Raw genomic sequence first — 25,320 nt, 5'->3', positions numbered from 1 at the left:
GTATATCTCAGTCGATGTCGAGGTAGGCGACCAGATTAGGCGCCAGACCGACGTACGTCGCGGGGGTCATGGTCAGGAAGCGCTCCTCCACCTCACCCGGCAGACCGAGACCCTTCACGAACTCGCGCAGGTCATCGCCGTTGATACGGCGGCCACGGGTGAGCTCCTTGAGCCGTTCGTAGGGCTGCTCCATCCCCGGCACACCCTGGGCGCCCAGCGCCCGCATCGCCGACTGGATCGGCTCGGCGAGCACCTCCCAGTTCGCGTCGAGGTCGGCCAGCATCGCTTCGGGTACGGCGTCCAGCCCGGCCAGCCCGCGGCTCACGTTGTCCATCGCCAGGACTGAGTGTCCGTACGCCGTGCCGACGTTGCGCTGCATCGAGGAGTCCGTGAGGTCACGCTGCAGACGGCTCTGCACCAGCGTCGCCGACAGCACGTCGAGCAGCGCGTTGCTGACCTCGAGGTTCGCCTCGGCGTTCTCGAAGCGGATCGGATTGACCTTGTGCGGCATCGTGGAGGACCCGACCGTGCCCTGTCCGCGGACCTGCGCGAAGTAGCCCATCGAGATGTAGGTCCAGGTGTCGGTGCACAGGTTGTGCAGGATCCGGTTGAAGCGGGCGATGTCGGAGTAGAGCTCGGCCTGCCAGTCGTGGCTCTCGATCTGGGTGGTCAGCGGGTTCCAGGTCAGCCCGAGGCCGTCGACGAAGGACTTGGAGATGCCCACCCAGTCGGCGCCGGGCACGGCTTCGATGTGCGCGCCGTACGTGCCGGTGGCACCGTTCAGCTTGCCCAGGTACTCCGCGTCCTTGACCCGACGCAGTTGGCGGCGCAGCCGGTGCGCGAGCACGGCCAGTTCCTTGCCCATGGTCGTCGGCGTCGCCGGTTGGCCGTGGGTGTGCGCCAGGAGCGGGGTCTCGGCCAGGTCGCGCGCCATGGTGCGGACCTGATCGGTCAGGGCGGTCGCCTTGGGTAGCCAGACCTGTTGGGTCGCGCCCTGGACCATCAGTGCGTAGGACAGGTTGTTGATGTCCTCGCTGGTGCAACAGAAGTGGATCAGCTCCGAGAGCCCGGCCGCGTCGGCGTCACCCACGATTGCCGGCAGTCGCCGCTTGAGGTAGTACTCGACCGCCTTGACGTCGTGGACGGTCTCCCGCTCGATCTCGGCCAGTTCGGCGATGTCCTCGGCGCCGAACTCATCGACGATGGCGCGCAGGTGGTCCTGCTCGGCGCCGGTGAGCTCGCGTACCCCGGGGACCACGTGCTCGCTGGTCAGGTGGATCAGCCACTCGATCTCGACGTGCACCCGCTGCCGGTTGAGCGCCGCCTCCGACAGGTGGTCCACCAGCGGCGCGACAACGGCGCGGTAGCGGCCGTCGAGGGCACCGAGGGCGATGGGCGGGGTGATGTCGGCCAGCGAACGCATGACCCGATTCTCCCGTGCCCGCCCATCGCTGGGCAAAACGCGGTCAGAGGGTGAAGTTGTTCGTCGGCTCGACGAGGTTGAAGTACTCGCCGCCCAGCCCCTGGATGGTGGCCTCGGGGCCGGCGATGGTGTCCAGCGTCATGACGATCTCGCCGTCGAGTTCCTGGGCGATCTGGGCAGAGGCGTCGCGGGAGGCCACGTTGAAGTGCACCAGCCAGCTGACCGGGACGTCCTGGGGAGCCTGGTGCAGGCCGCCGATGACCTGGCCGTCCCTCTCGATGAAGAAGTAGCCGTCAGCATCGGCCTCGCGGTAGGTGTAGCCGAAGACCGCGGCGTAGAACTCCTGGGCCGCGCGGCCGTCGTGGGTCAGCAGATCCGACCAGCCCACCGAACCCGGCTCGTCGATGAGTTCGAAGCCGTGGTGCTCCTTGCCCTGCCACAGCCCGAAGTAGCCGCCCTGCGGGTCGACGCACACTGCCATGGTCCCCAGCGTGCCGACGTCCATGGGCTCGACGACGACCTGACCGCCGTACTGCCGGACGGCTGCGGCGCTCGCCTGCGCGTCGTCGGCGGCCAGGTAGAGCAGCCACTGCGTGGGCTGGCCCGGGTCCGCCTTCGGCATCAGCCCGGCCACGGCGGCGTCGTTCTTGAAGCACATCCGGTAGCCGCCGTACTGATCGTCGCCCTCCGCGACGCGCCAGCCGAACAACTCCCCGTAGAACGTGGCCGCGTGGTGCAGGCGGCGGTGTTCGGTCTCGAAGCTGATGTCGATCCAGCAGGGGTAGCCGGCGGGCCAGTTGGTGTCACGCGTGGTCATGCCCTGAGCGTACGGCGCTCGCGGAACCTCGTTGCAACCCTCCAGTCCGTAGCGTGGTAGCTAGGACTTCGCAACGGGGCAGACCGAGGTCCGAGCCGGGCAATGGGTCGCGATCTCCGGGATCGGTGGTCTCGGACACGTCGCGGCGCAGTACGCGATCGACGGTCGCGTCGTGATCCGGTACTGATTCGTCAATCCGATCGGGGTACCTCAGGGTCGCCAGGCTTGGATGAGCTGCCTGGTCGAGTGCGCCACGAACGGCTCGCCCTTTCGCAGCTGTCGGTCCAAGTCCAGCAGTCGGTCGCGATAGGTATCGACAGTGAAGTCGGGCACCCACCAGGGGCACTTGCGCAGGATCCAGACGACCGCGCCGATGTCGAAGAATTCCATCCGACAGCGTGCCCGTTGCACCGCGTCAACGATCAGGCCGCTGCGTTCGGCGTCGCTGCTCTCCACCTGCGGATCGCGAGCCCGCCGTTGCCGGGGCAGCGGTCCCAGAAAGTATTCGATGAGCTCGAAAGCCGAAGCGGGTCCGACGTGTTGGGCGAAGTAGCGTCCGCCAGGCTGCAGGACCCGGTGGATTTCGGGCCAGTCCGGTTGCACGGGGTGCCGCGATGTGACCAGTTCGAACGAGCCGTCGTGAAAGGGGAGTGGGCCGTACGCGTCGGTCTGGACCACCCGGACACCACGGGGCCCGAGCAGGGTGCGAGCGCGCTCGGCATTGGGTGGCCACGACTCCGTGACCACCATGTCATCGGGCAGGACCGAAGCTTCCGCGATTACCTCGCCGCCCCCGGTGTCGATGTCGAGCGCCCGGCCGACCGTCGCGAGTCGGGCTGCGAGTTGCCGGGCGTATCCCCATGGCGGGCGCTCCTCGGTGGCCCGGCCATCGAGCCAGCCGAAACCCCACCCGGTGACGTCCGCGGCGTCGGCCTCGGCAAGGAGGTCGTCGAAGGTTCGCACGACGTCAGCTGATGCGGCGAGCGCCATCAGATGGGACGGCGACGAAGGCGACCGGTCGGGTGAAGCCGGCGCTGACCGCGGCGTCGGCGCAGGCCGCGGCGACGGTCTCGACAGCGTCGGCATCGACCAGAGCGATCACGCAACCACCGAAACCGCCGCCGGTCTGACGGGCGCCATAAGCACCTGCAGCACAAGCGGTTTCAGCGATCAGGTCGGTGACCGGCACGGTGATCTCGAAGTCGTCCCGCATCGAGATGTGTGACTGCGTGAGCAACGGGCCGATGGTGCGCGGATCGGACCCGTTGGTCAGCAAGTCAGCGACCTGCTCGACGCGCTCACTGTCGGTGATCACGTGCCGAGCACGACGCTGCAGCAGGTCAGGCAGCCCGTCGAGGTCGTCGACCGATGCGTCGCGCAGTGCTCTGACTCCCAACGCGGCCGCGGCCTCCTGGCACGATTGGCGCCGCTCGGCGTACTCACCACTGACCAGGGCGTGCGGGGCGCGACTGTCGATGACCAGCAGCGCCAGGTCGTGCGACGGGAGGTCGAACGGGATCTGCGTGATCTTCACCGAGCGCGTGTCGATCTGCATCGCGTGACCGGATTGCCCACAGACAGAGGCCAGTTGGTCCATCAGACCGGTCGGCGCACCGGCGATGTGGTTCTCCGCGTCCCGGCCGAGGTCGGCGACCTGGGTGTCCGACAGACTCCAGCCGGCCAGATCGACCCAGGCACGCGCCGTACCGCAGGACAATGCGGCCGAGGACGAAAGCCCTGCTCCGGTGGGCACATTGGAGGCTACGGCGATGTCCAGACCGGGCACCTCCAACCCGCGCTGCGCGGCGGCCCAACCCACTCCCGCGGCATAGGACGCCCAGCCGACCGACTGCCCCTCGTGCAGGTCCCCGAGCCGGAGCGTGACGCTCTGATCGGAGACGTCGGAGGAATCGGTGTGCAGTCGCACCGTGTCGTCGTCGCGGCGCCGCGCGGCGACCCAGGTGCCCTCGGCCAGCGCGATCGGCAGGACGAATCCGTCGTTGTAGTCGGTGTGTTCGCCAATAATGTTGACCCGGCCGGGTGCGAACCACACGCCGTCCGGCTCTGCCTCGAACTGCTCGACGAAGGTCGCCGTCAACTCATCGACCGAGCGCGGCGCAGGGGTCTGGACGTCGGTCATGCGAGCTCCCTCAGTCGCTCGGCCAGCGGCTCGGCCAGGATGTCGGCGATGAAGGCGCCCTGACCGGACTCGGAGCCAGCGAGATATTTCAGCTTGTCCGGGCCGCGTCGGATCGAGGTCAGTTCCAGGTGCAGCCAGGCCTCAGCACGCAACGCAGTGGTCTGCTCGTTGCCCGGATCGGGAGCCGGTGCCTGCTGCCATCCGGCGATATACGGCAACCGGGAGTCATACATGCGGTCGAAGCGGCGCAGGAGGTCCAGATAGATCACCGCGAAGGCATCTCGTTGCGCCTCGTCCAACTCACTGAGGTCCAGCACCCGGCGCAGCGGATACAGGTGCACCTCGACCGGCCAGCGGGCGGCGAACGGCACGAAGGCGATCCACTCCTCGTTGCTGGCCACCACCCGTGGACCATCCTGCTCGAAGGCGATGATGTGCCCGAACATGTTGTGCCCGTAGCCCGCTCGATAGTCGGCGGCGTGGCGGAGCTCGGTTTTCGCACGGGGCGGGATGAACGGGTAGCCGTAGATCTGCCCGTGCGGGTGCTGCAGCGTCACCCCGATCTCGATGCCCCTGTTCTCGAACGGGAAAACGTGCTTCACGACGTCCAATGAGTTCAGGTACGCCGTGCGGTCGGCCCAGGCGTCGACGACCAGTCGCGCCTGGGCTGGCGTCAGTGACGCGAAGGTGGAGTCGTGGTCGCTGGTGAAACAGAGCACCTCGCAGCGGCCGGTGGCCGGGCGCACCTGGTCGAAGCCGTCGTCCTGGATCTCGACACCTTGAATGTGGGTCGCGAAAGAGGGGAAGCGGTTCTCAAAGGCGACGACTTGATAGTCAGCAGAAGGGATTTCGGACATCCGGCCATCGCGTGATGGGCACAGCGGGCACTCGTCGGCCGGCGGCATGTAGGTGCGGTTCTGCCGGGCCGACGACACCGCGATCCATTCACCGGTCAGCGGGTCGTTCCGCATCTGTGACATGACGATCGACGGCTCGAGCGGCCGACGATCAACCGACGGCACCCGGTGGGTGCCGTCGGCGTCGTACCAGATGATCTGCCGGCCGTCGGCCAGCGTGCTGGGAGTGCGCTCCATTGCGCGATGTGCCCGAGTGCTACTTGGCGCTCGAATCCTTTTCGCGCCCAGCGATCTTGGCGATGTTGAGCGCTACCTCCAGCGTGATCCGGACGGCGATGATGAAGAACAACAGCCAGATGATGTCGGCGATGGTGTGGAAGAACGCCGACCCGCCGCTCATGTTGCTGTAGCCGCCGTAGCCGGTGCCCCAGTAGTAGGTGAGGTTGCTGATGAAGTTCAGGATCGCCCACACGATGGCGCCCAGGAAGACGATGCTGGCCAGCTTCCCGGTCAGGGACTTCTTGAACTGCAGGTCGGAGAACAGCGCGCCCAGCCCGTCGCCAGCGCCCTTGGCAACCTTGCCGGCGTCGTTGGCGAACTGGCCGCCGACGGCCGCCGCCTGCTGCCCGAAACCGGGTCCACCCTGCTGCGGTTGGCCCTGGCCGGGCGCCTGCCCGAAGCCCTGCGGTTGGCCCTGTGGGTAGCCCGGCTGCTGGGGGTAGCCCTGGCGCGGTGCGCCGGGCTGGGGGGCGCCCTGCTGCGGGTAGCCCTGCGGGGGCTGCTGGTACTGCGAGGGGCGGCCCTGCCCCGGCGCCGGCTGGCCGGGTGCCTGCTGCGGAGCCGCGGGCTGCTGGGCGGGGGGCTGCTGACCGGGGGCCTGGTACGGCGCCTGCGGCTGACCGCCGGCGGGTGCACCGTGCGTGGGGGTCGGCTGGGTGTGCTCCGGCCCCGGGTAGGACTGCCCGAGGCTGCCGGGTCGTGCCGGCTGCTGGGGGTCGGGGGTGCTCGGCGTATCGGAGTCGGTCATGATCGTCTCCCTCATGGATCGCGTGGTGAGTGACTGATTGTTTTCCAACCTAGCCGAGGTCACCTACACCCTCGGGTTACGCGCCGACGCGGCGGCGGACTAGGCCCAGCGAACGCAATGAGGCGCGGATCACACCCTCTCGAATTGCACTATCTGCCCCCAGAATGCAAATGTTTCCCTCATGTCCACCCTGACCCGTCGCGAGAAGACGGCTCTGCGCATCACGTTCTGCGCGCAGCGTCTGGCGGTCGAGCAGGGCTACGAGCACTTCACCCTCGAGGAGTTGGCCGAGCAGGCCGGAGTCTCCCGTCGCACGCTCTTCAACTACTTCCCGGGCAAACTTGATGCTGTGCTGGGTGCACCGCCCGGCCTGCCGCAGGATGCGGTCGACACGTTCCTGGCCGGCGGTCCGCAGGGCGACCTCATGGGCGACCTGGGAGAACTCGTGTGCGCAGTGTGACGGTGTGGGGCCCACTGACCCGTGAGCAATGGACCACGATGCGCGACTGCTTGATCACCAATCCGAGGGTGTTCAACGCCGCCGTCGCACGATTCGATGAGGTTGCCAAGACCATGACCGGCCTTGTCGAGCAACGCTCCGGGTTGCCGCGCGACGAGGCGTGCGTGGCCCTCGGTGTCATCAAGGGCGTCTTCGGTAGCGCTCTGGACCAATTCGTCGGGCATCCCGACGACCGCACGCTCGACACCATCGTCCGGGACCACCTGCAGGTGGCCCGGTCCCTGATTTCCATCCGCTAGATCGCACTCACCAGACGAGGAACCATGGCGACCCTGCTCTACAAACTCGGCCACGCGGCGTACCGCAAGTGGTACTTCTTCCTGATCGCGTGGATCGTTGCCCTGGTCGGCTTCGGCGCCCTCGCGGGCGCGGTGAAGCAGCCCTACCAGGACAGCTTCTCGATCCCGGGCATCCCGTCGCTGCAGGCCCAGACGATGCAGCAGAAGCTGTTCCCCGGCACGGGGAACGCTGAAGACCAGGCCGCTGTGACGGTCGTGGTCGCCGCGCCGAAGGGTCACACGCTGAAGGAGGAGAAGTACTCCAACGCGGTGAACGACCTGATCGCGCAGTTGAAGAAGGGCCCGCAGATGCCGGCCGACGCCAAGACGCTGGTCAACCCGGTGCAGGGTTCGCAGGCGCAGTTCGAGATGGCGGTGCAGGCCGCCGTGAAGCAGGGCCAGCCGGTCGCCCAGGCCGAAGCCAACGCCAAGGCGTTGTTGCCGCTGTCCGCCGATGGCCGGATCGGCACGATGAGCTTCGACTTCGATGTTGCCAAGGTGACCGACGTCAAACCCGCGAGTCAGGATGCCGTCCTGTCGGCGTTGGCGGATGCCCGCAAGACCGGCCTGCAGGCCGAGGTCAACGGCAGCGGCATGCAGAAGTTCGACGTCGAGGGCGGCTCCGGTGAGCTGCTCGGTGTCGCCGTGGCGGCCATCGTCCTGTTGATCACCTTCGGCTCGTTGGTCGCTGCCGGTCTGCCGATCCTGTCCGCGTTCGTGGGTGTCGGCGCCGGGACGATCGGGGTGATGATCGCCAGCAAGTTCACGACGATCAGCACCACCACCCCGATCCTCGCCACGATGATCGGTCTGGCCGTCGGGATCGACTACACGCTGTTCATCCTGTCGCGCTACCGCTCGGAGCTGCGCAACACCGACGACCGGGCGCACGCTGCGGGGCTGGCCGTCGGAAAGGCAGGTTCCGCAGTCGTTTTCGCGGGTCTGACCGTGCTCATCGCGCTCGCCGCGCTGTCCGTGGTCGGTATCCCGTTCCTGACCACCATGGGTATGGCCGCCGCCGGCACGGTGTTTTTCGCGGTCCTGGTCGCGCTCACCCTGCTGCCCGCGGTCCTCGGCATGTTGAAGTCGCACGCCTTCGGCGGTTCGTTCCGGACCCCGCACCGCGACTTCGACTCCGACGGCAAGGTCATCAACAACGGCGTCCGGTGGGCCCGCTTCATCGGCAAACGACCGGCGGTCATCGGCGGCATCGTCACGCTGGTCCTCATTGTGCTGGCCGTCCCGGCCAAGGACCTGCACCTGGCCCTGCCGACCGACTCGACGGCCGCGACCAACACCACCCAGCGCAAGGCCGCTGACCTGATCTCGGAGGGCTTCGGCCCCGGCCGGGCGGCGCCGCTGATCACCGTGGTGGACGCCACCGGGATCCAGGAGCCGAGGGCACGCCTGGCCGCGTTCGGTGCAGTGACCGAGTGGGCCGCCACGCAGGGGGACGTCGCCAACGCACAGGTCATCGCAGTCAACAAGGACTCCACGGGTGCGCAGATCCTGATCACGCCCAAGTCCGGCCCGGACGATGAGGCAACGACCACGTTGCTGAACAACCTGCGCGACGGTCAGTCGGCCATCGAGGCGAAGACCAAGACCACGGTCGGCGTCACGGGCGTCACCGCGATCCAGACCGACGTCTCCGACGCGCTGACCTCGGCCCTGCCGAAGTATCTGGCGATCGTGGTCGGCCTGGCCTTCATCCTGTTGATGATGGTCTTCCGCTCGATCCTCGTCCCGTTGACGGCGACGCTGGGCTTCCTGCTGTCGGTCCTGGCGACCTTCGGTGCGACCGTCATGATCTTCCAGAAGGGCGCCTTCGGGATCTTCTCCGGCGAACCCATCGTCAGCTTCCTGCCGATCATCCTGATCGGCATCGTCTTCGGGTTGGCGATGGACTACCAGGTCTTCCTGGTCAGCCGGATGCGAGAAGCGCACGTGCACGGCGCGGACGCCCACGAGTCGGTGGTGGACGGTTTCCGGCACGGCGCCCGGGTTGTGACGGCCGCGGCCTGCATCATGATCTCGGTCTTCGCAGCCTTCATGTTGCAGGGCCAGCAGTTCATCGTCTCGATGGGCTTCGCGCTCGCGGCGGCGGTCTTCTTCGACGCCTTCCTGGTGCGGATGATGATCATCCCGGCCGCGATGTTCCTGATGGGTGAGAAGGCCTGGTGGCTGCCAAAGTGGCTGGACAAGATCCTGCCCTCGGTGGACGTCGAGGGCGAGAAGCTACAGGGCATCAGCAGCGACGGCCAACAGCACGCTCCCAAGCATGCGGCGCACGAAGAGGCGCCCGACCCGGCCTGATCGCGCGCGAACTGGCGCCGGCACCCCTCGAACTGCGAGACAATAAAGGGGTGCCGGCGCTGCTTCTTCTCCTCATCGCAGCGGCCTGCCTGCTCACCACGCACCTGCTGCCGCGATGGCGCGGTCAGGTGCGCTCGCCCGGAGCCAGTCTGCTGCTATGGCAAGCGGTTTCCGTCGCCGCGATCCTCGCCGGTGTCCTGCTCGCGCCGGTCGCTGTGCTCGGCTTCGTCCGCGAGGGACGGGAGCTGCCCGATCCGGCCGCGCACCTGCCGATGCTGCTGGTCGGGATCGTCGTGTCCGGCGTCCTGCTCGGGCGCCTGGCTGTGCGGGGACACCGCGTGGGAACCGCGCTGCGAACCTCCCGGCGCCAGCATCGCGAACTCATCGACCTCCTGGCCGTTGACCCCGGCGTGGAGCCGCCACTCGGCGTACGTCGATGGCGCGCCCTGGGCAGCCCACCGCACTCCCTGACGGTGCTGGCTCACCCGACTCCCACGGCGTACTGCGTTCCCGGCCTGCGCAGCCGCGTGGTGGTGAGCGACGCCATCGGCGAGCAACTGGGGCCGGTCGGTTTGCAGGCGGTCCTGGCCCACGAGGTGACCCATCTACGGCAGCGGCACGACCTGATCCTGGAGTTCTTCACGGTGCTGCACACCGCCGTACCCACCGCATTGCGCAGCGATCGCGGCCTGGGCCGTGGCCGGTTACTGGTGGAGATCCTGGCTGACCGGGGGGCCGAACAGGTCGTCGGGCGGGCTCCGGTGGCCCGCGCGATCGTGCTGTTGGCGGATGCGCCGCACCCTTCGGGGGCGATGGGTGGCGGGGGAGCACCAGCCGTGGCGCGCCTTGAACGGTTGGCCGACACCCGCTCCTACACCGCCCAGACGGTGATCGTCACCGCGGTCAGCGCCGTGCTGGTCGCGCTTCCGCTGGCCGTCACCGCCTGGGCCCTGGCCGGCCGCTGACCCCTCAGCCCTGGATCGCCCCTGCCGGTGCGGTGACCGGGGGAACGGCGTTGTACTGGTCGAAGACGTACTTCTCGGTCTTGCCCGCCTCCTTGTGCTCAGCACGCAGCAGGTGACCCGATCCGTCAGCGGCGATCACGCCCGTCGTCGAACTGTCGGCGATCTGCCAGGCCGGCGCGCCGTTCTCGGTGACGTTGGTCAGCTTCATCTTCCCGGTCTTGGCAGCATCGAAGTTGCTCTCCATCTCATCGAAGAGGCTCTTCAGCGTCAGTTGGCTGAACCCTGCGCTCGCGGATGCCGGCGCAATGACCCACTTGCCTGCGTATTTGGCGCCGTTGGAGTTTCCGGAGTGCTTGTAGTAGTCCGCGTCGCCCTTGAGGTACTGCTTGCCACCGACCACGACGAACTGCACGGTGCCGCCTTCCGCGGCGGAGTTGTTGGACAGCATGCCCTGCTGGTTCTTGCCGTCGATGGTGCCGGCCAGTTCGATCTTGATCGTCTCGCTACCGTCCACGGACTCGGCGACCACGTGGGCGGTCTTAGTCTTGGCGAAGCCGGCGTTCATCTGCTGTACGGCGCCCTCCACGGTGGGGGTGGCAGCGCTACTGCTCGTGGTGCTGGATGTGGTGCTGGCGGTCGGACTGGGGCTGGCGCTGGTGGTCGTGCTGCGGCCGGCGGTCCCGCTGCCCGTTGCGGTGACGGTCGTGGTGCTGCTGCAGGCAGCCAGGGAGAGGGCCAGTCCAGCGACGGCGACGGACAGGGTGGATCGGGTGACGTGACGGGTCATCCGGTCATGCTAAGGGTCAGGTGCGCTCAGGTCGTGATCGCATCGGCCGGGACCTCGACGGTGGGCGCGGAGTCCCACTGGTCGAAGGTGTAGGCCTGGGTGTTGAGCAGGCCGTTGTTGGAGGCGCTGACCAGTCGGCCGCTGCCGTCGGCGGCCACCACGATGGTCGTCTGTGCGTTGGCTGCCTGCCAGACCTTCTGCCCGTTACGGGTGGAACCGGTGACGGTCAGACCAGCGTTGCGGCTCTTGGCGATGTTGGACGCCAGGTCGGTGAAGATGGTGCGCAGCGAGAATTCCTTGGTGAGGGAGCCGGCCGTGATCGCCGGGACCGACAGCCACCGACCGGCGACCTGTTTTGCCCTGCTGCTGGGCACCCCGGAAGTGCGGTAGTACCCCTCGTTGCCGTTGACGTAGACCCGGTCGCCCACCGTGCGGATCTCGGCCTTGACGTTGTCCTTGTCGATCGTGAGAACGGTGCGTTGGTTGCTGCCATCGACCGCGCCGGAAATGTCCAACTTCCGGGTCTCGCCGTCCTTGGTGTACGTACCCACCAGGTGCGCGCTCTTGGCCCTGTTGAAGTTCGCCGTGATCTGCTGGGTCAGGGCATCGACCGTCGGTGTCGTGCTGTCGCTCGACGTGCTGCTGGCGCTGCTGTTTGAGGCGGGGGGAGTCGGGGCGCTGGACGCGGTGCCGCTGGTCGTGGCCGCGTTCGACGGCAGGGCGACCTCGATCGATGACGCGCAGGCGGCGAGGCTCAGGACGAGGCCGCAGGTGGCAGCGAAAGTGACCAGACGTGACCGGGAGCTGTTCACCTAGCCGATCGTAGGCGTCCGTGGGGTCACTGCGTCCGCAAGGGCGTCGGTGAGCACTTTGGCCTGTCCCCAGGTGCAGACCACGGCGGGGTGCTGCTTGGCGGCCGGTGTCGGCCAACCCAGTTCCACGGCGATCGCCTGCGGGTTCTGCTCGAGGCAATGCGCCAGCCACGCCCACACCTGCGGGTCGCTGCTGGCGCGGCGGCCGACGATCACGGCCGGTCCGGTCGGCGGGGGTGTCTGCTCCAGTTCGGCGACGGCTACGTCAGTGCACGACCCGAGGGGCAGCTGACCCCACACCGTCTCGCCGACAGCGGGATTCGTGCCACTGGTGATCCGCAGGACGGTGACCGGGCCAGGGTCGAGTCGTGGGGAGCCAGCGACGATACGGTCGGCGACGGCCCGCGCTCGAGCGCGACCGGTGTCGATCGCGGACGGGTTGGGTTCGGCAGCGGTGGTCCAGCGCTGTCGGAGGGCGCCCACGCGTTCGGCAGCGTCGAGCAACCGGGCTGCAGGAAGGATCCCGTCATCGACGGCGGCGGCAATGGCCCGGGCGCAGTCGTACAGCACGGTCGGTGTCGGTCCGTGTTGCGGGCCGAGGCACAGCAGATCGGCTCCGGCGATAAGGGACTCGACCGCCGCGGCGGGAATGCCGCGCCCCTGGCTGGCACCGGCCATGTCGAGCGCGTCGGTGACGATGACCCCGTCATAGCCCAGTTCCTCGCGCAGCAGGCCGGTGAGTACCGGGCGGCTCAGGGTTGCAGGACGGCTCGGATCAAGGGCCTGCAGGACGACATGCGAGGTCATGATCGCCGGTGCCTGGTACGCGATGGCCATCCGGAACGGCAGCAGTTCCCGCTCGCGCAGGGTGGCCTCATCGGCGGTGACCGTGGGGAGCGACACGTGGGAGTCGGTCGCGGTGTCGCCGTGGCCCGGGAAGTGCTTGAGGCAGCCGGCGACGCCTGAGTCGGCCAGGCCCATGAGGTAGGCCACGGTGTGCCGTCCGACCAGGTTCGCATCGGCACCGAAGCTGCGGGTGCCGATGACCGGGTTGCGCCAGTTGCTGTTCACGTCCGCGACCGGGGCGAGGTTGAACCACACTCCCGCGTCACGCAGTTCGGCCCCGATCGCTGCGGCGACGACCCGCGTGGCGTCGATGTCGTCGACCCGGCCGAGGGCGGCGTTACCCGGGTAGGGACTGCCGTCGAGGGTGTGCAGCCGGGTGACGTCGCCGCCTTCCTCATCCAGTGTGAGTACGGCGTCCGGCGCCAGGGCGCGCACCTCACGGCCCAGCGCCGCCAGTGATGATCCTTCAGCGATGTTGTTGCCGTAGAGGCAGATTCCGCCGAGGCCTGCGTCGTAGGCGGCCGGCAACCAATCCGGGATCGAGGTGCCGTCGAACGCGGCTAGTAGGACGCCGTACGCCGCCCGGGTGATCTGATCGCTCATCCCTTGACCGCGCCCGACACCAGACCCGACGCCATCTTGTTCTGAACGATCATGAAGAACACGATCACCGGCACCGCGACCAGCGTGGCGCCAGCCATGACTGCCGGCCAGTCGACCGCCTGGTTGGACACACTGGACAGCCCGCGCAGCCACAGCGGCAGCGTGCGGTTGTTCGGGTCCATCACCACGACGGCGAGGGTGTATTCGTTCCACGCCTGCAGGAATCCGTAGACGCTGCAGGCGACCAGGCCCGGTGCGAGCAGTGGGAAGGTGACCCGGAAGAACGCGCCGATGCGGCTGCAGCCGTCGACCATCGCGGCTTCCTCGAGTTCCAACGGGACACCGTCGACGAAGCCGCGCAGCATCCAGATGGTGAAGGGCAGGATCATCGCGGTGTAGAGCAGGGCCAGACCGAACGCGGTGTTGTAGAGGTTCCAGTCGGCCAGCATCTTGTACTGGGAGATGAACAGCGCTTCCGGCGGGATCATCTGCACGGCCAGCACGACCAGGATGAAGGAGATCCGGCCGCGGAAGCGGAACCGGGAGATGGCAACGGCGGCGATGAACGCGCAGATGACTGAAGCGATGATCGCCATCAGCGTCACGGTCAGCGAAAGGCGAAGCGAGGCAAGGAAGTCCGGCCCGAAGACGCGTCCGTAGGCGGAGAAATCGAAGCTCGGGAAGAAGGCGGGCGTGGTGCCGCGCAGCTTCTCGGTCGGCTGCAGGGAGCTGTTGACGATCCAGTACACCGGGAAGACCCAGACGACGGCGAGCAGGATCGCGACCGCGTTCCAGCCCCGGGTGCGCCCCTTGCGTGCGGTCACGGCGGTCATGCCTTCGCCTCCTTGAGCAGTGAGCGGATATAGCCCGAGCTGATGATCAGCGTCATCAACAGCACCAGCAGGGCCAGAGCAGAGGCGACACCGTAGTTACTGTTGCCCACGCCGAGTTGATAGATGAAGGTGCCGAGCAGGTTGGTCTCACTGACCGTGCCGCCGACGCCCTGCAGATAGTTGATCTGCGCGAAAACCCTCAGGTCCCAGACGATCTGGAGCAGGACGACGATCGAGATGACCGGGCGGATCGTGGGGTAGATGATATAGCGCAACCGCTGCAGGCCGCTGGCGCCGTCCAGAGCAGATGCTTCGAGCATCTCGTCCGAGACCTGGGTGAGCGCCGCGTAAAGGGTGAAGACCACGAAGGGCACACTCATCCAGACCACGATGACGGTCGCGACGAAGAAGAAGGACAACGGGTTGATCAGCCAGTTGTGTTGGTCGAATCCGCTGAGACCCAAGTGCACCAGCGTCCAGTTGATGACGCCGTAGGAGGTGTCGAACAGCCACTGCCACACGGTCATTGCGGCGATGACAGGCATTGCCCAGGCCAGCAGCAGGCAGACCTGCAAAATGATCCGAGGGGCCGTCGAGATGCGGGTCATCAACAATGCGATCGCGGTGGCGATCAGCATGGTGACGATGACGTTGACGGCGCAGAAGGCAAGGGACCGGATGACCACGGCCCACACGTCGGGGTCGGTGAAGACCGCCCGGAAGTTCTCCAACCCGTTGAAGGTCGCCGGCTGGCCGAACTGTTGCGCTCGTCCGTAGTGCTGGAAAGCCATGATGCACTGACGCACCAACGGGATTCCCAGTCCGATGACCAGGACAGCGATGGCGGGAAGGAGCAACAGCCAGGGGCCCAGCGACCGACTGACCCGCTGGCGCCGTACCTTCTTGGCCGGTGCACCCGTGACGGTGACGGGTTCGTTGATGAGAATTGTCATGTCCTGGCCTGGTCGGTTCGGTTGTCGGACAAAGTGATTGGTGTACGCCGGGAGCCCGGGTAGGCGGGGTACCCAGACTCCCGGCGTAGCAGGTGAGGGCCTTGTCGGGCCCAGGTGGCTCAGGAGCTGGCGTTCAGCGCCTTCTCCAGAGTGGCATCCGTCTCCTTGGCAGTGGTGGTCACGTCAGCGCCGCTGGCGATCTTGCCGAAGAAGGCTTCCATGACGTTGGAGGTCTCGACACCCGCCCAGTTGGGGGAGGTCGGGGTCAGCTTGGAGTTGCTGGCCGCCGAGATGGCCGCCTTGGCGAACTCATCGCTCCCCATCAGGTCGGTGAAGTTGGACCGCGCCGGACCGAGCCCGTTCTTGGCCAGCAGCTTCTGGTAGTCGTCGCTGTAGATCAGCTTCAACACGTCGAACGCCTGGTCCTGGTTCTTGGACTTGGCCGCGATGCCCAGGTCCGAGCCACCGGCGAAGACCGGGGCCGCACCACCGTCGACACCGGGCAGGGCGAACGCGCCCAGGTCAGCGGTCTTGGCCTTGTCCACGCTCCAACGTGCCCAGCTCGGTGCCATGAACATCGCGCTCTGCCCGTTGTTGAAGGCCGTCCACGGTTCGGCGTCCTTGCCATCCTTCGGCGCGGTGGTCGCCTTCTGCGCCAGGGTCTGCCATTCGGTGAGGCCCTTGACGCTGTTGGGGGAAGCCAACTGCCCGACCCACTTGCCGTTCTCCTGGGTGGCGATGTTGCCACCGTTGGCGAAGACCCAGCTGATGCCGTTGCGCCAGTCCTGACCCGGCAGCCAGAAGCCGGAGTACTTGGTGTTGCCGGCCTGCTTCTGCTTCAGGGTCACCGCAGCCTTGTCGAAGTCGGCGAGCGTCGTCGGCACCGCGATACCGGCATCCTTGAACGCCTTCTTGCTGTAGAAGATGTAGCGCGAACCCCAGTAGTACGGCACGGCATAGTTCTTGCCGTCCCACTCGCCCGACTCGATGAAGCTCTTGGGTCCGATGTCGCTGCCCAGTTCGCTCATCTTGCTGGTCAGGTCGCTGAAAGCGCCGACGCTGGTGTACGCCGCGGCCTGGGTGTTGCCGACCTCGACGACGTCCGGCGGAGTGTCGCTCTGCAACGCGGTGTTCAGGCGCGTGGTCAGTTCCGGCCAGTCGATGTGGGTGATCTTCAACGTGCTGCCCGGGTACTTGGTCGTCCACGTCTTGGCCAGCCAGTCGGTCAGCTCCTTGGGCGTGTCCTCCTTGCCGGCCAGCCAGAGGTTGATGGTCTTGGCGCCGCCACCACTGGTGGCACCGGAGGTGTTGCCGCCGCCGGTGGTGGTGCTGCCGCTGCTGCACGCTGCGAGCGCACCTGCGGTGAGGACGGAGGCGAGGGTGAAGCTCACCGTGGACTTGATCTTCATGATTCCCCTTAGGTGGTGGAGGGTGCGGTTAGTCGTGAACTGCGTGGTAGGAGAGGTGCTCTCAGGCGGGTTCTCTGACGGTCAGCGATGTCATACGACACCGAGCTCTTGGTAACGGACATGGGCGGCAGCACCGGTCAGCACGTGCTCGGCGCTGCGAGCGACCTGACGGACCTGGATCCGTTGGGCCACGAAGGGCAGGGTCTGGAAGGCCAACGCCTGTCGCGTCGCCTCGATGACCGGCCCGTCCAACACGTCGGCGTCTCCATAGAAGACGACGTCCGCGATTCCGAGCGTCGTGACCACTGGAGTGATCACGGTGCCCAGCAACTGACCGGCCCGCCGCCGGCCCTCCTCGTCCGCCTGCCGCAACGCGTTCGCGGACAGGTAGGTCTCGAGGCAGCCATGGTTGCCGCAGGCGCACTCCGGGCCATCGGGTTCGACCACGACGTGGCCGATCTCGCCGGAGGACTGCAGCGGGCCGACCAGGGGTCGGCCGTCGATCAGGACCCCGCCACCGACACCGGCACCGATGGTCACGAGGAACAGTCCGTTGTTGTCGCCCTCGCCGAACGTGCCCTCCGCGAGTGTGGCCGCGTTGGCGTCGTTCTGGACGTACGTCGGCAGACCCGTCCACGAGCTGACCCGCTTGGCCAGCTCGACGTTCTCCCAGCCGAGGTTGGGCGCGACGACGACCGCGCCAGCGGCATCCACGATGCCGGGGGTGCCGATCCCGATGCCGAGCACGGGGCGGGTGCTGAGCCCCACGAGAGCGGTGGCTACCTCGATCACATCCGCCACGGCGTACTGCAGATCGACGATCGGCTTGCTCTGCCGCGCGAGGATGGCACCGCCCAGGTCGACCAGCGCGCCGGTGACCAGGTGGTCGCCGGACAGGTCGATCGCGATGACCACCGGCCCGTCCGGGGCGAGGTCGACCAGCGTGGCCGGTTTGCCCTGGCGGGACTCGGTGCGGGTGCCGACCTCGGCGACCAGGCCGTCGTCGATCAGGCTGGCAACCAGCTCGGAGATGGTGACCCGGGTCAGGCCGGTATGCCGGGCCAGGTCCGCTCGGCTCATCGGCCCCTCGTCGAAGAGACCCTGCAGGACCAGCGACCGGTTATGGGCACGGGCGTCGCCGGGCAGCACTTTGGCAGCGTCGCGACGGCCGCGGACTTCGCGGCGGGGAGAGGCGCCCTGGGTGCTCATAGATAGTTAGGAAACGCTACTAACAAACTCCTGGCAAGAGGTTTCCGTGAAATTGGTGGGTCACAGTTGGGTAACGCAGATCACAGACGGACATCGACGCAGGTCATGCGTGGGTCGAGTGTTCCGCTGTTGCGGGTCAGCCGGTGGACGTTGCCCACGCGGCGCTGGGTAGGTCCGCAGTCGCCGAGGCTTCGCCGGTAGATCCACTGGCATCCGCGGAGGTGTAGTAGCCGGAGGAGGTCGACCCATCCGAGGAGCCCGATCCCGAGTTGGTTTCGGAGCCGGAGCCCTCCGAGAGGTAGTCGCTCATCGACGACTGTGCCCATCCGGGGAGTTTCGAACTGGGGATGGCGTCGGCCGGTGCGGTCAGCGCGGGCACGGAGTTCCAGTTCGAGAAGCGCAGCGTCTGGACCTCGTAGGGATTTCCGGTCACGACCGAACGCAGCGTCGCGGCATCATCCGCGGCGATGACTAACGAGTTCTTGCTTGCGGTGATCCGGTAGGCCGGGACGCCCTCGTCGACGATCGGGGTGACCGTTGCAGCAGCGACCTTGGCGTCAGGCCACGCCTTGGTGGAGATGGTCTCGTCCAGCAGTTGCTTCAGCGTCCCCTTGAAATGTGGGTTCGTGGCCAGAGCGACCGGGGTGGAGATCCACTGATCGGCGTACTCGGCCAGGCGTGAGGGCGAACTACTGGTCTGTCCGGAATTGTCGTCGTAACTGACGGTGCCGTTGTCGTCGAAAAACGTCTTGTCACCCCGGAAGTACACGGTGTCGGCGACGACCATCATGGTGCTGGTGCCGCCGTCGTGCGACGTGGTCAGCCGCAACCCGGTGCCGTTCGTCTGCCCCGCGACGTCGACTTTCATGACGTCGGGGGGTTGGGTAGTTGCAGGCGACGCATCCGAGGGCAGATAGCTGGCGTAGGGGTCGTCCGAACTCGTGGGATCCGCTGCGGCGTCGGTCGATTCGGCCTGGACACTGCTGAAGTCGAGTTTGATCGTCCCGGTCGCTTGGAACGACGTCGCCGTTGCGGTCGAGGCCCGCATCGCCTTGACCAACTCGGTGGCGCTGCGCTGCGCGGTTGGCGGCACGACCGAAGTGGAGGTCGCGGTGGCAGCGGCGGTGCCTGCGCCGGTGAGGTGTTGGCTGCCGCATCCCGCAAGGGATCCGACCAGGGCGAAGGCGACAGCGACGGCACCCGTGCAACGGCGCAGATTCATAGCCGAACCATAGCCCCGCACAGTCACGCCGGACGGTCAGTTGCTTCCACCTGATCCAGCAGCCGTCGCAACTCGGCCCGGTCGGCCTGCTCGACGCCTTCGAGGAAACGCAGCAGCGTCGTACTGCGGTCACTGCTCTCGATGTCACCGAGGACGGAGCGCAGCGATTCGGCGGTGAGGGACTGCCGGCTGGCCCTGGCCCGGTAGCGCCAGATCCGCCCGTCGCGGTGCCGTTGCACGACACCCTTCTCGACCAGCCGATCCAGCACCGTCTTGATCGTCGTGTAGGCCCGCTCCTGCGTAGGATCCATGAGTTCCTGGACCTGACGCGACGACAGACGAGCGCCCGGCTCGGCCTCCCACAGGACATCCATGAGTTGGCGTTCGAGATCACCGAGGGTGGATCGACGGCTCATGAGTGGGTCGCCTCTGCGGTATCCCGGAGGGCGACGACCCGGTCGCAGCCCTCGAGGCCGATCTGCTGGTGGGAGACGATCACGAGAGAGGATTCTCGCAAAGCCACCTGGACGTCACTGAGCACGGACCGTGCGGTGGGCACGTCCAGGTGCGCAACGGGCTCGTCCAGCAGCACCACGGGCCGCCCGGACAGCACCGCTCGTGCGATCGCCAACCGGGTCCGTTCACCGCCGGAAACGCCTCGCTGTCCGGTGCCGAGCATGGTGTCCAGGCCGTGCGGCAGACCGCCCAGCCAATGACCCAGACCCGCGTCGATGAGGGCGCTGGTGACTTCGTGGTCGGTCGCGTGCGGCCGGGCCAACAACAGGTTGGCGCGCACCGAGCCGGCGAAGACGTGCGGCTCGTCGTCCACGAGGGCGACCAATCGACGTACGTCGTCCGGGGCCCAGGTGCCCACCTCCACCCCGTCGATGGTGTAGCGACCGGCCGTGGGTTCCAGTTGCCGCGCGAGCACGGCCAACGCGGTCGACTTGCCGGTCCCGTTGTCTCCCACCAGGGCGATGTGCTCACCAGGTGCCACCCGCAGGTCGGCGTGCCGCAACGCATCGTGTACGTCGTCCCACGAGGCGTTGACCTGCGCCAGTTCGAGCACCGGATGCTGAGGTACCGGCGGTGTCGAGGCCGCGCTGCGATCCCGCACCGCTGGCTCCTGATCGGTCAACGTCACCAGCCTGCGCCGCGCAATCAGGCTGCGGCACAGGGCGTTCACGATGTCCGGCACACTGGTCAGGACATCGGTCAGGGCCACCGGGAGCAGCGTCAGCAGACCCGCCACCGGAAGCGAGATGCGCTGGTCGGAGACGGCGTGCCCGGCCAGCACAGCGACGGCGACGGTCGCGATACCGACGGTGATCAGGCTCAATGTGTCGCCAGTGGCGCGGGCGGTCGCCGCCGTGAGGCTGACCCGGGCGCTGCGTGTCTGGGCTTCCCGCAGTCGCGCCAGCACCGGCTGCTGCGCGTGGATTCCTTGCAGCGCAGTCGCATTCGAGGTTGCGAGCTCCGCAACGGCGCCGATGTCGCTGCGGGCCTCCAGGACCGAGGGCTGGGCCCGCCGCTCCAGCAGAAAATCGAGAACTCCCACGATCAGCACCACTAGGGCGATCGCCAACAACACCAGACCGGTGACCGGCAGCAGTGCCGTCGCGACGACGATCGCGATCAACAGCGTCAGCGCGGTGCCGATCGCCGGGACCAGTACCCGGACCTGTGCGTCGACCTCGTCGTCCAGGTCGTGCACGGCCAGGTTCAGCACGTCCCCGCGCCGCTGACGGCCCAGCCGGGCCGGGGTCAGGGGGATCAACCGGGCGAACAGCGCTGTGCGGCGAAGAGTGAGGTCGCGCAGGGCGGCGTTGTGCGACAGCAACCGCTCGGTGTAGCGAAGCACCGGCCGGCCGATGCCGAAGGTGCGCACGGCCACGATCGCGACCAGCAACGTCAGGACGACCGGTCGCAGACTGGCCTGCACGATCAACCAGCCGGAGGTGGCAGTGAGGGCGACCCCGCACATCGTGGCCAACGAGCCGACCAACGCTGCAGGCACGACACCCTTGGCCGGCCAGAGCACCGGCCGCCGCTGCGGGATCGACGGCTCCGGCGAACTCGGTTGCGCCAGAGGCTGATGCGCTTCCGCCACAGCGCCGGCGCTCGGCACGGTCACCGGTTCAGCGGACGGGGTGACCGGCACGGTGACGACGCGATCGGCGTACATCGTGAGCATCGGGTCGTGGGTGACCACAGCGATGGTGCGGCCCTGGGACAAGGTGCGCAGCGCGTCCTCGACGCCGGCGCTGACCGAGGTGTCCAGGTGCGCGGTGGGTTCGTCCAGCAGGATCACGGCGGTCGGGTCCAGGACGGCCCGCGTGAGGGCCAGCAGGCCCCGCTGCCCGGCGGACAGACCGGACCCGTCATCGCCGACGGGGGTGTCCAGACCAGCAGGTAGCGATGCGACAACGGCGTCAAAACCGGTGTGCTGCATAACCGTTCGCAGGTCCGCGGCCGACGCGTCGTTGCCCAGCCGCAGGTTGTCTGCGACAGTGCCGGGGATCAGCAGCGGTCGCTGCGTGACCAGATGGGTACGCGGACCCTGCACGGTGCCGCTCGTCGGCGTCCGCAGCCCGGCCAGCAACTCAAGCAGGGTCGTCTTGCCCGCACCGGACTCGCCCACGATGGCGGTCAGCCCCGGCTCGAGGGAGATCGACAGGTCGCTGATGACGTCGCGCTCGGTGCCGGGGTAGCGGTAGGTCAGATCGGTGGCGGTGAGCAGCCCAGCGGCGGGCGGCTCGGTGGGCACGGGCGCCTCGGCCAGCAATGCATCAATCGCCTGCACGCCGTCAGCGGCGGTGTGGAACTCCTGACCGACCCGCCGGATCGGCCAATACGCCTCGGGCGCAAGCAGGATCGCGGTCAATCCGACGCCGAGCAGCATGTGCCCGCCGGCCAGCCGCAGACCCACCGCGACCGCGACCATCGCCACACAGATCGTGGCCAGCAACTCCAGTGCGGCCGAGGACAGGAAGGCGGTGCGCAGCGTGCGGTTGGTTGCTTTGCGGTGCTGATCGCTGACCTGGGCGACGACACCGACCTGGTGCTCGGCGCGCTGGTAGCCCACCAGGGTCGGCAGACCGCGCATCACGTCCAGGAAGTGCCCGGCCAGGCGGTTCGAAGCGGCCCAGCGCTTGTCGACCTGGGCCTGGGTGTGCCGCCCGATCAGGGCAGCGAACAACGGCAGCAGCGGCAGGGTCAGGACCACGATCAGGAAGCTGGGCCAGTCGGTGACCAGCAACGCCACCAGGACCAGGGGCGGCACCACCGCGGAGGTGATGAGCGCGGGCAGGTAGCGAGCGACGTACGGCTCAACGCTGGCAGCGCCGGCGGTGGCCAGCGTGACCAGGGTGCCGGAGTCGGCCCGCTCGTCGGCTGGTTGCTGCAAGGTCCCGGCCAGGAAGCGCTCCCGCAGCGCCGCACTGATCCGGCTGCCCGCCCACGCGGCGGCCAGATCGCCTGCGCCGGTGACCAATCCGCGCCCGATCAGCAGGGCGAGTACGGCGATCGCGGGCGTACGCAGGTCATGGCCGTGCACGACCGCGACCACCAGTGCGGCGATGGCGAATGCCTGGGCGACAGCAAGGATCCCGGCCACCACCCCCAGCGCCGCGATGACCGCGACGGGCAGGCGGGTGGCCGGGACCTGCTTGACCAGCCGGGGATCAAACGGTCGCAAGGTCCCGCTCGTCCTGGGCCGGCGGGATGTTGTCGACCGAGATGCGCTTGCGGAACATCCAGTAGGTGAAGCCCTGGTAGAGCAACACGATCGGGGTGAAGATCACCGCGACCACCGTCATGATCTGCAGCGTGAGGTGACTACTGGAGGCGTTGTAGATCGTCAGCGAGTAGGCCGGGTTGGTGCTCGAAGGCATCACGTCGGGGAACAGCGCGAAGAACAACGAGGCCACCACGAAGGCGATCGCCAGGAAGGTGCCGGTGAAGGCCCACCCCTCACGATCGGCCAGGTGGGCGACAAAGCCTCCGACACAGGCGATGACGGCGACCAGGAAGGACAGCCAGCTCCAGAGCGAACCCTTCTCGATGTTGATGATCAACATGAACGCCACGGTGATGACGGCCGCGACGACCCAGACCTTGGTCGCCAGCGCCTGCGCGTCCTGCCGGATCTGCCCGGTCGTCTTCAGCGAGATGAAGTTCAACCCGTGCAGGAAGAAGACCGTCAGCGTCATCAGACCGCCGAGCAGGGCGATCGGGTTCAGAAGTGTGAACAGGTTGCCGGTGTACTCGTGCTGGGCGTCGATCGGGACACCCCGCACGATGTTGGTGAAGGCGACACCCCACAGCAGCGCCGGCAGGTAGGAGCCGATGGCGATGCACCAGTCCCATCCGCGTCGCCAGGCGTCGCTGTCCCGCTTGCCGCGGTACTCGAAGCCGAGCGCCCGGATGATCAAGGCGACCAGGATCAGGAACAGCGCCAGGTAGAAGCCGCTGAACAGCGTGGCGTACCACTCCGGGAAGGCGGCGAACGTCGCGCCACCTGCGGTCAGCAACCAGACCTCGTTACCGTCCCAGACCGGGCCGATCGTGTTGAGCATCACCCGCTTGCGCCGCTCGGCGTCCGGCCCGCGGCCGAGCACCGGCAGTGCCATGCCGACACCGAAGTCGAAACCTTCCAGGGTGAAGTAGCCGATCCAGAGGACCGCGATGATCAGGAACCAGAACTCCTGCAGACCCATGATGTTGTCTCCTTATCCGATCCGCAGTGTCAGTAGGCGAAGGACAGTTGTTTGTCGGCGTCGTCGGAGTCGTCGTCCGAGTCCTCGAACGGATCGTCGAACGGCGGCGCACCCGCCTTCGCGTAGCGCAAGGTGAGCCCGACCTCGATGACGGCCAGCACGCCGTACAGGAGGGTGAACCCGACCAGCGAGAGCAGCACGGTCCACGGACCCACGCTGGGGCTGACGCCGTTGGACGTGGTCAGCAGGCCGAAGACGATCCACGGCTGGCGGCCGGCCTCGGTGAAGATCCACCCGAAGCTGTTGCCCAGGATGGGGAAGAGCAGCACGGCCAGGCCCAGCCACTTCCACCACCGGTTGGTCAGCGAATTGTCCCAGTTGCTCTTGCGCAGCGACCACAGGGCCACGATGGCGATCGCCATAGCCGCGAAGCCGAATCCCATCATCAACCGGAACGACCAGTAGGTCAGCGGGATGGTCGGGGTGTAGCTCTCGGCCCGGGTCAGCGGGTCGCTGGCGTACTTGGCCTGGTACTCCTTCTCCAGGTCGTTGATGCCCTGGATGTGACCGTTGAAGCTTCCGGTGCCCAGGAAGGACAACAGCTTCGGCACGGTGATGGCGATCTTCTCCTCCTGGCCGTTGAGGCTGCCGATGGTGAGGATGGAGAAGGGGGCGCCGTCCTGGCTGTAGTACAGCGCCTCGGCGGAGGCCATCTTCATCGGCTGCACCTCGGTCATGATCTTGCCCTGCGCGTCACCGGAGATGACCACACCCAGACCGGCGACCAGCGTCATCCAGGCACCGAACTTGGCGGCCTTGCGGTACATCGAGCTGTCTGCGTGCTCCTTGTTGCGCCACACCAGCCAGGCGGCGACACCCAGGACGAAAGCGCCACCACACAGGTAGGCAGAGAAGATCACGTGCGGGAAGGTCACCAACTGGACCTTGTTGGTCAGCACCGCGAAGAAGTCGGTGAGCTCGGCGCGCCCGGTCTCGGGGTTGTTCTTGTAGCCGACCGGGTTCTGCATGAACGAGTTCGCCGTCAGGATGAAGTACGCCGACAGAACGGTGCCGATGTGCACCAGCCAGATCGTCGCGGCGTGCAACTTCTCCGGGATCCGGCCCCAGCCGAAGATCCACAACCCCAGGAAGACGGACTCGAGGAAGAACGCGAGCAGCGCCTCGATGGCCAGCGGCGCACCGAAGATGTCACCGACGAAGCGGGAGTAGTCGCTCCAGTTCATCCCGAACTGGAACTCCTGCACGATGCCCGTCACCAGGCCGAGCGCGAAGTTGATCGTGAAGAGCTTGCCGAAGAACTTGCTCAACCGCATCCACTGCGGGTCACGCTTGGTGATCCACAACGTATGGAAGACCGCGACCACGAAGGACAGGCCGATCGTCACCGGTACGAAGAGGAAGTGGTAGACGGTGGTGATCGCAAACTGCCATCGCGCGAGGTCTAGCGCGGTATGTGCATCCATGGTTTCTCCCCATGTGTCCTGCGGCTGCGCACAGCCGATCCTTGGTGTCTTCTACTACACGCTGTAGTAGAAGCTACTCCCGGATTTTGCGCGCTGCATAG

The 25,320-nt window shown here is 67.2% G+C and carries 22 protein-coding genes and 1 pseudogene; 5 read left to right on the top strand and 18 right to left on the bottom strand.

The features are described from left to right. Positions 1-7: 7 nt before the first annotated feature. Together purB and AZH51_RS06925 are read right to left on the bottom strand one after the other, a co-directional pair. On the bottom strand, positions 8-1,423 hold the full coding sequence (gene purB / locus AZH51_RS06930) for an adenylosuccinate lyase (RefSeq protein ID WP_291522643.1): 1,416 nt from the start codon (positions 1,421-1,423) through the stop codon (positions 8-10). A 43-nt stretch (positions 1,424-1,466) separates the two neighbouring features. Then, positions 1,467-2,240: a VOC family protein gene (locus AZH51_RS06925; protein WP_291522641.1), complete on the bottom strand. Its 774-nt coding sequence runs from the start codon at positions 2,238-2,240 to the stop codon at positions 1,467-1,469. A 79-nt stretch (positions 2,241-2,319) separates the two neighbouring features. Here AZH51_RS06925 and AZH51_RS06920 point away from each other — a divergent pair. After that, positions 2,320-2,400 (top strand): annotated as a pseudogene (locus AZH51_RS06920) (alcohol dehydrogenase); the annotation flags it as partial. 50 nt (positions 2,401-2,450) lie between these two features. On the opposite strand, the gene AZH51_RS06915 reads toward AZH51_RS06920, so the two are convergent. From AZH51_RS06915 to AZH51_RS06900, 4 genes are read right to left on the bottom strand one after another with little or no spacing between them, the layout of a single operon-like run. Next, positions 2,451-3,203, bottom strand: a complete 753-nt coding sequence (locus AZH51_RS06915) for a class I SAM-dependent methyltransferase (protein WP_291522639.1) — start codon at positions 3,201-3,203, stop codon at positions 2,451-2,453. 4 nt (positions 3,204-3,207) lie between these two features. Next, positions 3,208-4,380: a galactokinase gene (galK, locus tag AZH51_RS06910; protein ID WP_291522637.1), complete on the bottom strand. Its 1,173-nt coding sequence runs from the start codon at positions 4,378-4,380 to the stop codon at positions 3,208-3,210. Next, complete coding sequence (gene galT / locus AZH51_RS06905) at positions 4,377-5,474, bottom strand: galactose-1-phosphate uridylyltransferase (RefSeq protein WP_291522636.1); 1,098 nt, start codon at positions 5,472-5,474, stop codon at positions 4,377-4,379. The genes galK and galT overlap by 4 nt, the downstream gene beginning before the upstream one ends. Before the next feature lie 19 nt (positions 5,475-5,493). Continuing rightward, complete coding sequence (locus AZH51_RS06900; protein WP_291522635.1) at positions 5,494-6,264, bottom strand: DUF4282 domain-containing protein; 771 nt, start codon at positions 6,262-6,264, stop codon at positions 5,494-5,496. A gap of 181 nt (positions 6,265-6,445) precedes the next feature. Here AZH51_RS06900 and AZH51_RS06895 point away from each other — a divergent pair, with 181 nt between their 5' ends. From AZH51_RS06895 to AZH51_RS06880, 4 genes are read left to right on the top strand one after another with little or no spacing between them, the layout of a single operon-like run. Beyond that, a complete protein-coding gene (locus AZH51_RS06895; protein WP_291522633.1) occupies positions 6,446-6,724 on the top strand; it encodes a TetR/AcrR family transcriptional regulator in 279 nt (92 codons plus the stop codon). Next, positions 6,712-7,023 (top strand): hypothetical protein, encoded by a 312-nt coding sequence (locus tag AZH51_RS06890; protein ID WP_291522631.1) that lies wholly within the window; start codon positions 6,712-6,714, stop codon positions 7,021-7,023. The genes AZH51_RS06895 and AZH51_RS06890 overlap by 13 nt, the downstream gene beginning before the upstream one ends. A 24-nt stretch (positions 7,024-7,047) precedes the next feature. Then, complete coding sequence (locus AZH51_RS06885; protein ID WP_291522630.1) at positions 7,048-9,378, top strand: MMPL family transporter; 2,331 nt, start codon at positions 7,048-7,050, stop codon at positions 9,376-9,378. A 50-nt stretch (positions 9,379-9,428) separates the two neighbouring features. Further along, positions 9,429-10,343: a M56 family metallopeptidase gene (locus AZH51_RS06880; RefSeq protein ID WP_291522628.1), complete on the top strand. Its 915-nt coding sequence runs from the start codon at positions 9,429-9,431 to the stop codon at positions 10,341-10,343. A gap of 4 nt (positions 10,344-10,347) precedes the next feature. Here the strand turns inward: AZH51_RS06880 and AZH51_RS06875 are convergent, their stop codons facing one another. The 12 genes from AZH51_RS06875 to AZH51_RS06820 all read right to left on the bottom strand — a co-directional run bounded on the left by AZH51_RS06875 (position 10,348) and on the right by AZH51_RS06820 (position 25,219). Next, a complete protein-coding gene (locus AZH51_RS06875; RefSeq protein WP_291522626.1) occupies positions 10,348-11,130 on the bottom strand; it encodes a hypothetical protein in 783 nt (260 codons plus the stop codon). Positions 11,131-11,156: 26 nt separating this feature from the next. Continuing rightward, complete coding sequence (locus AZH51_RS06870) at positions 11,157-11,942, bottom strand: hypothetical protein (RefSeq protein ID WP_291522624.1); 786 nt, start codon at positions 11,940-11,942, stop codon at positions 11,157-11,159. Then, positions 11,943-13,391, bottom strand: coding sequence for a glycoside hydrolase family 3 N-terminal domain-containing protein (locus tag AZH51_RS06865; RefSeq protein WP_291522621.1), 1,449 nt, complete (start codon positions 13,389-13,391; stop codon positions 11,943-11,945). Then, a complete protein-coding gene (locus AZH51_RS06860; RefSeq protein WP_291522619.1) occupies positions 13,388-14,224 on the bottom strand; it encodes a carbohydrate ABC transporter permease in 837 nt (278 codons plus the stop codon). The genes AZH51_RS06865 and AZH51_RS06860 overlap by 4 nt, the downstream gene beginning before the upstream one ends. Next, positions 14,221-15,177, bottom strand: coding sequence for a carbohydrate ABC transporter permease (locus AZH51_RS06855; RefSeq protein WP_291522617.1), 957 nt, complete (start codon positions 15,175-15,177; stop codon positions 14,221-14,223). Before AZH51_RS06855 ends, AZH51_RS06860 begins: the two co-directional genes overlap by 4 nt. A gap of 119 nt (positions 15,178-15,296) precedes the next feature. Beyond that, a complete protein-coding gene (locus AZH51_RS06850) occupies positions 15,297-16,586 on the bottom strand; it encodes an extracellular solute-binding protein (protein ID WP_291522616.1) in 1,290 nt (429 codons plus the stop codon). Positions 16,587-16,676: 90 nt separating this feature from the next. Beyond that, the gene (locus AZH51_RS06845) at positions 16,677-17,795 is read right to left on the bottom strand and encodes an ROK family transcriptional regulator (RefSeq protein ID WP_291522614.1); all 1,119 of its coding nucleotides are present in this window, start codon (positions 17,793-17,795) and stop codon (positions 16,677-16,679) included. A 136-nt stretch (positions 17,796-17,931) separates the two neighbouring features. Then, positions 17,932-19,017: a hypothetical protein gene (locus AZH51_RS06840; protein WP_291522611.1), complete on the bottom strand. Its 1,086-nt coding sequence runs from the start codon at positions 19,015-19,017 to the stop codon at positions 17,932-17,934. Positions 19,018-19,040: 23 nt separating this feature from the next. Beyond that, positions 19,041-19,433, bottom strand: a complete 393-nt coding sequence (locus tag AZH51_RS06835) for a BlaI/MecI/CopY family transcriptional regulator (RefSeq protein WP_291522609.1) — start codon at positions 19,431-19,433, stop codon at positions 19,041-19,043. Then, positions 19,430-22,714, bottom strand: a complete 3,285-nt coding sequence (gene cydD, locus AZH51_RS06830; RefSeq protein ID WP_291522606.1) for a thiol reductant ABC exporter subunit CydD — start codon at positions 22,712-22,714, stop codon at positions 19,430-19,432. The genes AZH51_RS06835 and cydD overlap by 4 nt, the downstream gene beginning before the upstream one ends. After that, positions 22,701-23,735, bottom strand: coding sequence for a cytochrome d ubiquinol oxidase subunit II (cydB, locus tag AZH51_RS06825; RefSeq protein ID WP_291522604.1), 1,035 nt, complete (start codon positions 23,733-23,735; stop codon positions 22,701-22,703). Before cydB ends, cydD begins: the two co-directional genes overlap by 14 nt. Positions 23,736-23,764: 29 nt before the next feature. After that, complete coding sequence (locus tag AZH51_RS06820; RefSeq protein ID WP_291522602.1) at positions 23,765-25,219, bottom strand: cytochrome ubiquinol oxidase subunit I; 1,455 nt, start codon at positions 25,217-25,219, stop codon at positions 23,765-23,767. Positions 25,220-25,320 lie beyond the last annotated feature (101 nt).

The sequence above is a fragment of the Branchiibius sp. NY16-3462-2 genome (assembly GCF_001594145.1).
Classification (GTDB): Bacteria; Actinomycetota; Actinomycetes; order Actinomycetales; family Dermatophilaceae; genus Branchiibius.
This window is presented reverse-complemented; position numbering and strand designations above follow the sequence as displayed.

Coding starts and splice junctions, on each gene's coding strand:
- AZH51_RS06900 (WP_291522635.1), bottom strand. CDS start 6,264: ATGACCGACTCCGATACGCCGAGCACCCCCGACCCCCAGCAGCCGGCA.
- galK (WP_291522637.1), bottom strand. CDS start 4,380: ATGACCGACGTCCAGACCCCTGCGCCGCGCTCGGTCGATGAGTTGACG.
- AZH51_RS06895 (WP_291522633.1), top strand. CDS start 6,446: ATGTCCACCCTGACCCGTCGCGAGAAGACGGCTCTGCGCATCACGTTC.
- AZH51_RS06820 (WP_291522602.1), bottom strand. CDS start 25,219: ATGGATGCACATACCGCGCTAGACCTCGCGCGATGGCAGTTTGCGATC.
- AZH51_RS06925 (WP_291522641.1), bottom strand. CDS start 2,240: ATGACCACGCGTGACACCAACTGGCCCGCCGGCTACCCCTGCTGGATC.
- purB (WP_291522643.1), bottom strand. CDS start 1,423: ATGCGTTCGCTGGCCGACATCACCCCGCCCATCGCCCTCGGTGCCCTC.
- AZH51_RS06845 (WP_291522614.1), bottom strand. CDS start 17,795: ATGAGCACCCAGGGCGCCTCTCCCCGCCGCGAAGTCCGCGGCCGTCGC.
- AZH51_RS06885 (WP_291522630.1), top strand. CDS start 7,048: ATGGCGACCCTGCTCTACAAACTCGGCCACGCGGCGTACCGCAAGTGG.
- AZH51_RS06855 (WP_291522617.1), bottom strand. CDS start 15,177: ATGACAATTCTCATCAACGAACCCGTCACCGTCACGGGTGCACCGGCC.
- AZH51_RS06865 (WP_291522621.1), bottom strand. CDS start 13,391: ATGAGCGATCAGATCACCCGGGCGGCGTACGGCGTCCTACTAGCCGCG.
- AZH51_RS06840 (WP_291522611.1), bottom strand. CDS start 19,017: ATGAATCTGCGCCGTTGCACGGGTGCCGTCGCTGTCGCCTTCGCCCTG.
- AZH51_RS06850 (WP_291522616.1), bottom strand. CDS start 16,586: ATGAAGATCAAGTCCACGGTGAGCTTCACCCTCGCCTCCGTCCTCACC.
- cydB (WP_291522604.1), bottom strand. CDS start 23,735: ATGGGTCTGCAGGAGTTCTGGTTCCTGATCATCGCGGTCCTCTGGATC.
- AZH51_RS06835 (WP_291522609.1), bottom strand. CDS start 19,433: ATGAGCCGTCGATCCACCCTCGGTGATCTCGAACGCCAACTCATGGAT.
- AZH51_RS06875 (WP_291522626.1), bottom strand. CDS start 11,130: ATGACCCGTCACGTCACCCGATCCACCCTGTCCGTCGCCGTCGCTGGA.
- AZH51_RS06860 (WP_291522619.1), bottom strand. CDS start 14,224: ATGACCGCCGTGACCGCACGCAAGGGGCGCACCCGGGGCTGGAACGCG.
- galT (WP_291522636.1), bottom strand. CDS start 5,474: ATGGAGCGCACTCCCAGCACGCTGGCCGACGGCCGGCAGATCATCTGG.